This window comes from Micromonospora chokoriensis (genome assembly GCF_000718555.1).
Classification (GTDB): domain Bacteria; phylum Actinomycetota; class Actinomycetes; order Mycobacteriales; family Micromonosporaceae; genus Micromonospora; species Micromonospora chokoriensis_B.
The window spans coordinates 1-9,823 of sequence record NZ_JOAN01000040.1; the positions used below are offsets into that span (position 1 = coordinate 1).

General features: G+C 70.5%; 6 protein-coding genes. 4 read left to right on the top strand and 2 right to left on the bottom strand.

The genetic code is table 11. From position 1 onward, the window contains the following. Positions 1-112 precede the first annotated feature (112 nt). Entirely contained in the window at positions 113-766 is a 654-nt protein-coding gene (locus IF46_RS0131900) for an MBL fold metallo-hydrolase (RefSeq protein ID WP_030492126.1), read from the bottom strand. A gap of 7 nt (positions 767-773) precedes the next feature. Further along, the gene (locus IF46_RS0131905) at positions 774-1,490 is read right to left on the bottom strand and encodes a maleylpyruvate isomerase family mycothiol-dependent enzyme (protein ID WP_030492127.1); all 717 of its coding nucleotides are present in this window, start codon (positions 1,488-1,490) and stop codon (positions 774-776) included. A 179-nt stretch (positions 1,491-1,669) separates the two neighbouring features. On the opposite strand from IF46_RS0131905, the gene rsgA reads away from it, so the two are divergent. The 4 genes from rsgA (at position 1,670) to uvrC (ending at position 8,814) form a co-directional block, all read left to right on the top strand. Next, positions 1,670-2,740 carry a ribosome small subunit-dependent GTPase A gene (gene rsgA, locus IF46_RS0131910; RefSeq protein ID WP_030492128.1) on the top strand — a complete coding sequence of 357 codons (1,071 nt, stop codon included), beginning with the start codon at positions 1,670-1,672 and terminating at the stop codon, positions 2,738-2,740. Positions 2,741-3,001: 261 nt separating this feature from the next. Continuing rightward, positions 3,002-5,947, top strand: a complete 2,946-nt coding sequence (gene uvrA / locus IF46_RS0131915; protein ID WP_030492129.1) for an excinuclease ABC subunit UvrA — start codon at positions 3,002-3,004, stop codon at positions 5,945-5,947. A 163-nt stretch (positions 5,948-6,110) separates the two neighbouring features. Further along, entirely contained in the window at positions 6,111-6,599 is a 489-nt protein-coding gene (locus IF46_RS0131920) for a Rieske (2Fe-2S) protein (protein WP_030492130.1), read from the top strand. Between the two features lie 226 nt (positions 6,600-6,825). Then, the gene (uvrC, locus tag IF46_RS0131925) at positions 6,826-8,814 is read left to right on the top strand and encodes an excinuclease ABC subunit UvrC (RefSeq protein WP_030492131.1); all 1,989 of its coding nucleotides are present in this window, start codon (positions 6,826-6,828) and stop codon (positions 8,812-8,814) included. Positions 8,815-9,823: the final 1,009 nt, after the last annotated feature.

Below are 9,823 nucleotides of genomic sequence, written 5' to 3' on the forward strand. Positions count from 1 at the left end.
GGCGGGCCCCCGCCCCCGTCGGGGTTACGACTCGTGTGGGGGTGCCGCCGTCGGTGGGTTTTGATCTTGGTGGTTCTCGGTCAGCGGTTGGTGACCGTGGTTGTGTGGCGGGTTACCAGCCTCTGGCTTTCCATTGGGGGAGGGCGGGGCGTTCTGCGCCGAGGGTGCTGTCCTTGCCGTGGCCCGGGTAGAACCAGGTGTCGTCCGGTAGTTGGTCGAACAGCTTGTGCTCGACGTCACCGATCAGCGCGGCGAAGCGCTCCGGGTCCTTGTCGGTGTTACCTACGCCACCCGGAAAAAGGCTGTCGCCAGTGAAGAGGTGCGGGGTGCCGGCGGGGTCGCGGTAGAGCAACGCGATCGACCCCGGAGTGTGCCCCTTGATGTGGATGACCTCCAGCGCGCAGTCGCCGACCGCCACGGTGTCACCGTCGGCCAGACGCTCCGCCTCGATCGGCAGCCCCGCCGCGTCGTCGGCGTGCACCAGCGCGCGGGCGCCGGTCTTGGCGACGACCTCCTCCAGCGCCACCCAGTGATCCATGTGCTGGTGGGTCGTCACCACGGCGGTGAGCCCGCCGTCGCCGATGAGGTCCAGCAGGCGAGGTGCCTCGTTGGCGGCGTCGATCAGCACCTGGTCACCGGTGCCCGTGCAGCGCAGCAGGTAGGCGTTGTTGTCCATCGGGCCCACCGACAGCTTGCTGATGGTCAGCCCGTCCAGCTCCCGTACCGCCGGCGCGCCGCCGTGGGTGACGTCTCCGCTGTATGTCATGACGTTTCTATATCCATTCCGGTGGAGTAGGCAGGGGACCGTCGGGGGTGACGGAGAGCGGGGCGCCGTCGGCACGGCCGATCAGCCAGGCGGCGAGGTCGGGGGCGGGACCGGTGACGACCGGGGCGCCGTCGCGGTCACCGATCACTACCTCGTGTTCGGTGCCGTCGAGGCGTAGCACCATCGACGGCGGCGTCGGACCGGTGGCGTGATGGCTGGCCGCCTCGCGCAGCAGTCGGTGGGCGAACGTCTCCGACCAGTCCGCGGCCCGGTAGTCGGCGGCCAGATCGAGGTGGTGCACCTCAATCTCCCGCAAACGGCCCCAGACGAGCAGCACGGCCGGCCACGGGCCCAGACGCGCCTGTACCGTCGCCGCCCAGGCATCGGCCGGCATCGCCGCGACCGCCTCGGCGAAGAGGTCCGCGGTGCGCCGCAGGTCGTCCAGCTGCTCGGCAGGCGGCCGGCTCGAACCGGCTTCGATGTCCGCCGCGCGAGCCTCCAGTGAGGCGTACATCGGCAGCGCCTCTCCGGTGCGGGCCGCGGTGAGCAGGTTGACGAAGCCGTCGGCGTTGCGCGCCAGATGCGCCAGCACATGGCCGCGCGTCCAGCCCGGCAGCAGCGACGCGGCGGCCAGGTCCGCGGCGTCGAAAGACGCGGCGGTACGCAGTAGTCGGCTGGTGGCCGCGTCCACCTCGCCCATCAGCAGCAGCGGATCCGTGGTCACCCGTCGACCCTAGCGGTCCACCGCCCGCGCCGTCGCCGGGGAAATCGCTTTCGGCGCGTCGGCGTGCGACCTAACGTCAGCGACAGACGCGGCACCGGGACATCGGACGGAGGTGGTGATCATGCCGGACGTGGCACGCGTGTTCCGCCATCACCAGCTTCGACACCGATGAGGATGCCATGACGATCGATCTGACCGCCCTCGGCTGGGACGCCGAACGGGCGGCCTACGCCGCGCGACGCGGCGAGCACCAGCCGGGTCGGGTGGCCCGGGTGGACCGGGGAGTCTGCACGGTGCTCACCGCGACCGGCCCGGTCCGGGCCAGCCTGGGTGGGACGGTACTGGCCGTCGCCGCCCGAGACCCGTCCGCGCTGCCCTGCGCCGGGGACTGGGTGCTGCTCACTTACTGGCCGGACCGCCGGGTCACCGTGGCGGCGGTGCTGCCGCGACGCGGCGCACTGATCCGGCGTACCGCCGGCAAGGACGCCAGCGGCCAGGTGCTGGCCGCCAACCTCGACGCCGCCGCGGTGGTGGAGCCGGTGCACCCCGAGCCGGACGTGGGCCGCATCGAGCGGCTGCTCTCCCTGGCCCACGAGTCCGGCGCCCGGCCACTTGTCGTGCTGACGAAGGTCGATCTCGCGGCCGACCCGACCGCGCTGGCCCGCCAGTTGGCGGCGGTCGCCCCCGGGGTGCCGGTGTTTCCGGTCAGCGCCGAACGTGGCCTCGGGCTGGACCCGCTGCGCGCCGAGGTGGCGCCCGGGCGCACGCTCGGCCTGCTCGGGCCTTCCGGTGCCGGCAAGTCGAGCCTCGTCAACGCCCTCGTCGGGGCCGTGATGATGCCCACCCAGGAGATCCGGCGCGTCGACGGCAAGGGTCGGCACACCACCACCTGGCGGGCCCTCGTACCGATCCCCGGTGGCGGTGCGGTGATCGACACGCCCGGCGTGCGGGCGGTCGGCCTGTTGGACGGTGCCGCCGGGCTCGACCGGGCGTTCGCCGACATCACCGGGCTGGCCGAGGGCTGTCGCTACGCCGACTGCGGCCACGACGGCGAGCCCGCCTGCGCGGTCCGGGAGGCGCTGCACGCCGGCGAACTCTCCACCCGGCGGTGGGAGAGCTGGCGGCGGCTACAGGGGGAGATCTCCCACGAGAGCCGACGGCGGGAGGCCCGGGCGGCGGCGGAGCGGCGTGGCGGGTGGCGTTCGGCCCGGCGTCGGGCCGCGCGTCCGCCGACGCCCGGAGGCTACTGACGCGGCGGGTGACTGCGCTTGCGGGCGGGCCGCGCGCGGCGCTGCTCGGGCGGCCTGTGCGCGGGCTCGCGGGCGGGCGTGCGCGGGCTCGCGGGCGGGGCGGCCGACCGTGCTGAGCTGGGGGAATGTGCGGGCGAGGGAAACTGTCATACCTCGGGGCTAGAGTTGCCGAGGCGTGTTTTCCGCGCCCGCACGACCGCTCAATATCACCCAGAGCGGGACAGATACTTCGCTTCGTCTTCTCCCGGGAGTACACGCACCGTGGCCGACCGACTGATTATCCGTGGCGCGCGCGAGCACAACCTGCGTGACGTCAGTCTCGACCTGCCCCGGGACGCTCTCATCGTGTTCACCGGGCTGTCCGGGTCGGGCAAGTCGAGCCTGGCCTTCGACACGATCTTCGCCGAGGGGCAGCGCCGCTACGTCGAGTCGCTCTCGTCGTACGCCCGGCAGTTCCTCGGTCAGATGGACAAGCCGGACGTCGATTTCATCGAGGGTCTGAGCCCGGCCGTCTCGATCGACCAGAAGTCCACCTCCCGCAACCCGCGTTCGACAGTCGGCACCATCACCGAGGTCTACGACTACCTGCGCCTGCTCTACGCCCGCATCGGTGAGCCGCACTGCCCGGTCTGCGGCGAGCGCATCTCCCGGCAGAGCCCGCAGCAGATCGTCGACCGGGTCCTCGCCATGGCCGAGGGCACCAAGTTCATGGTGCTCGCCCCGGTGATCCGCGGCCGCAAGGGCGAATATGTCGACCTCTTCGCCGAACTGCAGGCCAAGGGCTACGCCCGGGCCCGGGTCGACGGCGTGGTGCACCCGCTTACCGAGCCGCCGAAGCTCAAGAAGCAGGAGAAGCACACCATCGAGGTGGTGATCGACCGCCTCACCGTCAAGCCGAGCGCCAAGCAGCGGCTGACCGACTCGGTCGAGGCCGCCCTGGGCCTCTCCAGTGGCCTGGTGCTGCTCGACTTCGTCGACCTTCCCGAGGACGACCCGGAGCGGGAGCGCCGCTACTCCGAGCACCTGGCCTGCCCCAACGACCACCCGCTCGCCATCGAGGATCTCGAGCCCCGGGTGTTCTCCTTCAACGCGCCCTACGGCGCCTGCCCGGAGTGCACCGGCCTGGGCACCAAGAAGGAGGTCGACCCGGAGCTGCTCGTCCCCGACCCGGAGCGCAGCCTCCGCGAGGGCGCCGTTGCGCCCTGGTCCACCGGGCACAACCTGGAATACTTCCTGCGCCTGCTGGAGGCGCTCGGCGAGGCCCAGCACTTCGACATCGACACCCCGTGGCGGGCGTTGCCGGCGCGGGCGCAGAAGACGATCCTGCACGGCTCCGACGATCAGGTGCACGTGCGATACCGCAACAAGTACGGTCGCGAGCGCTCCTACTACACCGGCTTCGAGGGCGTGGTGCAGTGGATCGAACGCCGGCACTCCGACACCGAGTCCGAGTCGTCCCGCGACAAGTACGAGGGCTACATGCGCGACGTGCCGTGCGCGGCGTGCGGCGGTGCCCGGCTCAAGCCGGAGGTGCTCGCCGTCACGTTGGCCGGCAAGAGCATCGCCGAGGTCTGCAACCTGTCCGTGGGGGAGTGCGCCGACCTGCTCGCCGGCATCGAGCTGACCGACCGGCAGAAGATGATCGCCGAGCGGGTCCTCAAGGAGATCAACGCCCGGCTGCGGTTCCTGCTCGACGTCGGCCTGGACTACCTCTCCCTGGACCGTCCGGCCGGCACGCTCTCCGGTGGTGAGGCACAGCGCATCCGGTTGGCCACCCAGATCGGCTCCGGCCTGGTGGGCGTGCTCTACGTGCTCGACGAGCCGTCGATCGGGCTGCACCAGCGCGACAACCACCGGCTGATCGAGACCCTGATCCGGCTGCGCGGGCTGGGCAACACGCTGATCGTGGTGGAGCACGACGAGGACACGATCCGCACCGCTGACTGGATCGTCGACATCGGGCCCGGCGCGGGTGAGCACGGCGGCAAGATCGTGCACAGCGGCTCGGTGCCGGCGCTGCTGAAGAACAAGGAGTCGATCACCGGGGCGTACCTGTCCGGCCGGCGGTCGATCCCGACACCGACGGACCGCCGCCCACAGGACCCAGCCCGGGAGCTGGTGGTGCACGGCGCGCGGGAGCACAACCTGCGCAACCTGACCGTCCCGTTCCCGCTGGGCCAACTGATCGCGGTCACCGGCGTCAGCGGCTCGGGGAAGTCGACGCTGGTCAACGACATTCTGTACGCGGTGCTGGCCAACCAGATCAACGGCGCCCGGCTGGTGCCGGGCCGGCACACCCGGGTCTCCGGTCTGGAGCACGTGGACAAGGTCGTCGGCGTGGACCAGTCGCCGATCGGTCGGACGCCGCGCTCCAACCCGGCCACCTACACCGGAGTCTGGGACCACGTCCGCAAGCTCTTCGCCGAGACCACCGAGGCGAAGGTGCGCGGGTACGGCCCGGGCCGGTTCTCGTTCAACGTCAAGGGCGGGCGCTGCGAGGCGTGCTCCGGTGACGGCACCATCAAGATCGAGATGAACTTCCTTCCCGACGTGTACGTCCCCTGCGAGGTCTGCAAGGGCGCCCGATACAACAGGGAAACCCTTGAGGTCCACTACAAGGGCAAGACCGTCTCGGACGTGCTGGAGATGCCGATCGAGGAGGGCGCCGAGTTCTTCTCCGCCATCCCGGCCATCCACCGGCACCTCAAGACACTTGTCGACGTCGGCCTGGGCTACGTACGCCTCGGTCAGCCCGCGCCGACCCTCTCCGGTGGTGAGGCGCAGCGGGTCAAGCTCGCCTCCGAGCTGCAGAAGCGCTCCACCGGGCGGACGGTCTACGTGCTCGACGAGCCGACCACAGGTCTGCACTTCGAGGACATCCGCAAGCTGCTGATGGTGCTGGAAGGGCTCGTCGACAAGGGCAACACGGTGATCACCATCGAGCACAACCTCGACGTGATCAAGACAGCGGACTGGCTGATCGACATGGGCCCGGAGGGGGGCCACCGGGGCGGCACCGTGCTCGCCACCGGCACCCCCGAGGAGGTCGCGGAGGTGGCGGAGAGCCACACCGGTCAGTTCCTGCGCCAGGTGCTCAAGCTCGACGGCGAGGCCAAGGGTGCGGCCGCCGCCACCACCCGTGCCGCCAAGGCCAACGGCGTGACCAAGACGCGGGCCAGCCGAAAGGTGCCGGCCGCCGCTCGCTGACGTCTCTGTGCGTGGTCGTGGGGTGGGGCGGGTCGGATGACGATCCGCCCCACCCCATTTGCCGGGTCGAGCGGATGCCGCGATGAACCATCCGGCACAGTTGCCCGTGTGGAGAAGTGTGGCCGGCTATCGACCGGCGCAGCGGGCTAGAGAGAGGCGAGGCATGAGTGACGATCAGGCGCTGACCGGACCGGGTACGCAGACACGTCGTACCCTGCTCACCGGCGTCGGGGCGGTCGGCGCGGCCGTCGTCTTGGCTGCCTGCGGCAGTGACGACGGCGACGGCAGCGGCACCAGCGCACCCACAAGTGGTGGCCCCGCCGTGCCCAGCACCGGCGACGCGGGCGGCGGCGCCCGGCAGAATGCCCAGTCGCTGGCCACCACCGCCGACATCCCGGTCGGCGGCGGCAAGGTCCTCGCCGCCCAGGGCGTGGTCATCACCCAGCCCACGGCCGGCCAGTTCAAGGGCTTCAGCCCGATCTGTACGCACCAGAACTGCCCGGTGACGAACGTCGACGGCGGCACCATCAACTGCACCTGCCACAACAGCAAGTTCTCCATCGAAGACGGCTCGGTGAAGGCCGGCCCGGCTACCAAGCCGCTGCCGCCCAAGGAAATCAAGGTCACCGGCGACCAGATCTCGCTGGCCTGACCCGCGTTGGCCTGACCGGCGCTGGCCTGGCAGCCGGTCCGGCGCTGGTCTGAGCGTCGGCCCGGCTGCCTCCGCGCTGGTCCGGTCGCCGGTCCGGCGCTGCAAGATCGACTCGCGTTCCCGGAAGCCGGGGTGTCTGCGGTCTGTCGACACCTCGGCTTCCGGGAAGCCGAGTGGATCACGCGCCTGCGGTGGGCTGTCGGTGCTGCGGACTAGGCTTGCTGGCGTGGCTGACCCCTCGACCTACCGCCCCGCACCCGGCACCATCCCGGAGCTACCAGGGGTCTACCGCTTCCGCGACGGCACCGGCCGGGTGATCTACGTCGGCAAGGCGAGAAATCTGCGCAGCCGGCTCAACTCCTACTTCGGCGACGTCTGGAACCTGCACGAGCGCACCCGGCAAATGGTCACCACCGCCGAGTCGGTGGACTGGATCACCGTCGGCACCGAGGTCGAGGCGCTCCAGCAGGAGTTCACCTGGATCAAGCAGTACGACCCCCGGTTCAACGTCCGCTACCGCGACGACAAGTCGTACCCCTATCTGGCCGTCACCCTCAACGAGGAGTACCCACGGCTACAGGTGATGCGCGGCGCCAAGCGTAAGGGCGTGCGCTACTTCGGCCCGTACTCGCACGCCTGGGCCATCCGCGAGACCCTCGACCTGCTGCTGCGGGTCTTCCCCGCGCGCACGTGCTCCGCCGGGGTGTTCAAGCGGGCCGGCCAGGTCGGTCGTCCCTGCCTGCTGGGCTACATCGGCAAGTGCTCGGCGCCGTGCGTCGGCACCGTCTCCGTCGACGAACACCGGGCCATCGTCGACGGGTTCTGCGACTTCATGGCCGGGCGCACCGACACCATGGTCCGCAAGATCGAACGTGAGATGACCGAGGCCAGCGAGCAGTTGGAGTTCGAGCGGGCCGCCCGGCTGCGCGACGACGTGGCCGCCCTGCGCCGGGCCATGGAGAAGCAGACCGTGGTGCTCGGCGACGGCACCGACGCCGACGTCGTCGCATTCGCCGACGACCCGCTCGAGGCGGCCGTGCAGGTCTTCCATGTCCGCGACGGCCGGGTCCGTGGCCAGCGCGGCTGGGTGGTGGAGAAGACCGAGGACCTGACCACCGGCGACCTCGTGCACCACTTCTGCACTCAGGTATACGGCGGTGAGCACGGCGAGAGCGACGTTCCTCGGGAGCTGCTGGTGCCCGAGCTGCCCGCCGACGCCGACGCCCTGGCCGAATGGCTCTCCGACCACCGGGGCAGTCGGGTGTCGCTGCGGGTGCCGCAGCGTGGTGACAAGCGCTCACTGATGGAGACGGTGGAACGCAACGCCAAGGACGCGTTGGCCCGGCACAAGCTGAAGCGTTCCGGTGATCTGACCACCCGGGGCAAAGCACTGGACGAGATCAGCGAGGCGCTGGGCATGAGCGCCCCGCCGCTGCGCATCGAGTGTTTCGACATCTCTCAGATCCAGGGCACCGATGTGGTCGCCAGCATGGTGGTCTTCGAGGACGGGCTGCCCCGCAAGAGCGAATACCGGCGGTTCATCGTGCGGGGTGCCACCGACGACCTCTCCGCGATGTCCGAGGTGCTCCGGCGTCGATTCGCCCGCTACCTGGACGCCCGGGCCGAGACCGGCGAGGTGGGCGTGGAGTCGGCCGACGATCCCGTCGCCCCGGCAGGCGCCGTCGACCCGCAGGTCGGTGTGCTGATCGACCCGACCACCGGCCGGCCGCGGAAATTCGCGTACCCGCCGCAGTTGGTGGTCGTCGACGGCGGTGCCCCCCAGGTCGCGGCCGCCCAGCAGGCCCTCACCGATCTGGGCATCGATGACGTGGCCCTGTGCGGGCTGGCCAAGCGGCTGGAGGAGGTGTGGCTCCCGGACGACGAGTTCCCGGTCATCCTGCCGCGCACCTCGGAGGGCCTCTACCTGCTGCAACGGGTACGCGACGAGGCGCACCGGTTCGCGATCACCTTCCATCGGCAGCGCCGCTCCAAGCGGATGACCGAATCGGCACTGGACCACGTGCCCGGCCTGGGAGAGGTGCGGCGCAAGGCCCTGCTGAGGCACTTCGGTTCGCTCAAGCGACTCTCGGCCGCAACAGTCGAAGAGATCACCGAGGTGCCGGGAGTGGGTCGGCGTACCGCCGAGGCGATCCTGGCCGCTCTCGACAAAGACACGAAGGCTGACGACGGCGCGGAGGCGAAGCCCAGCACCTGAGCGCCCACGCTCACCTCGCGGTGGTCAGTCGTGCCCTGCGGTGGTCAGTCGTGCCCTGCGGTGATCAGTCGTGCCCTGCGGTGGTCAGTCGTGCCCTGCAGTGGTCGGTCGCTCTCCCGCGTGATCGTGCTCAATCACTGATGTAGTGGCCTCGTCCGCGCAGTGAGGGGCCTCTTTCCTGGATCGAGCACGATCTTGGAGGGGTTCGGTGCTCGTTGGGGCCAGTGCGCGGTCCGGTGCACGGGCCGATACGCGGTCCTGCCTGGTGCGCGGTCCGGTGCTCGGTGCTCGCCGGCCGGCTGTCCGGTTTGGCGGCTTGCGGGGGGAGCTCGGTTGCGCTGGCCCCGGGGTCGGACTGGTCTGTGGGCGCAATCGGCCCAGATGGGCATGATCGGCTCGGGTTTCATGAAGTCGGGGCATCCTCGACCGTGGGACACCGCAACTTCCTGGAACCGGGGTGGATCATGCGGGGCGGAGGGCCGCGGGTGGGTGGGTTGTCCGGTTTGAGCCTTGGTGTGGGGTGGTCGGGGTCACCCGGGTGGTGGAATCGGGGGCCGGGCGGGGTCGTTATACCTGGCAGACCACCGCGACTTTTCGGGTTGTGGTGCGTGGCAGCCGCCGGGAACACCCGGCAGCCCGCCCCGGTTACCTCCCCCGCACCGCCAAGCACCACACCGGCCCGCCGCCGGGGCGGAATGATCCGCTGGCTCGGCCGGTTACACACCCCGCACGGCCAAGCAACACCACACCGGTCGACCGCCGGGCGGGAATGATCCGCTGGCCCGCCCCGGTTACACACCCCGCACCACCGAGTACCGCTCCCGCCGGACGCGGAATGATCCGCCGGCTTCGCGGGTCGCCGGGCACCCCTCGAACTTCCCCCCGCACGGCCACCCCCGGATGCCGTCGTGGGCACCCCCGATGCAGAGGAGCACGCCATCATGCGTACCGATCTGATCCGTAAGACCGCACTGACCGCTGCTGGCCTCGCGTTCACCGGCGGCGCCAT

Coding starts and splice junctions, on each gene's coding strand:
- IF46_RS0131900 (WP_030492126.1), bottom strand. CDS start 766: ATGACATACAGCGGAGACGTCACCCACGGCGGCGCGCCGGCGGTACGG.
- IF46_RS0131920 (WP_030492130.1), top strand. CDS start 6,111: ATGAGTGACGATCAGGCGCTGACCGGACCGGGTACGCAGACACGTCGT.
- rsgA (WP_030492128.1), top strand. CDS start 1,670: ATGACGATCGATCTGACCGCCCTCGGCTGGGACGCCGAACGGGCGGCC.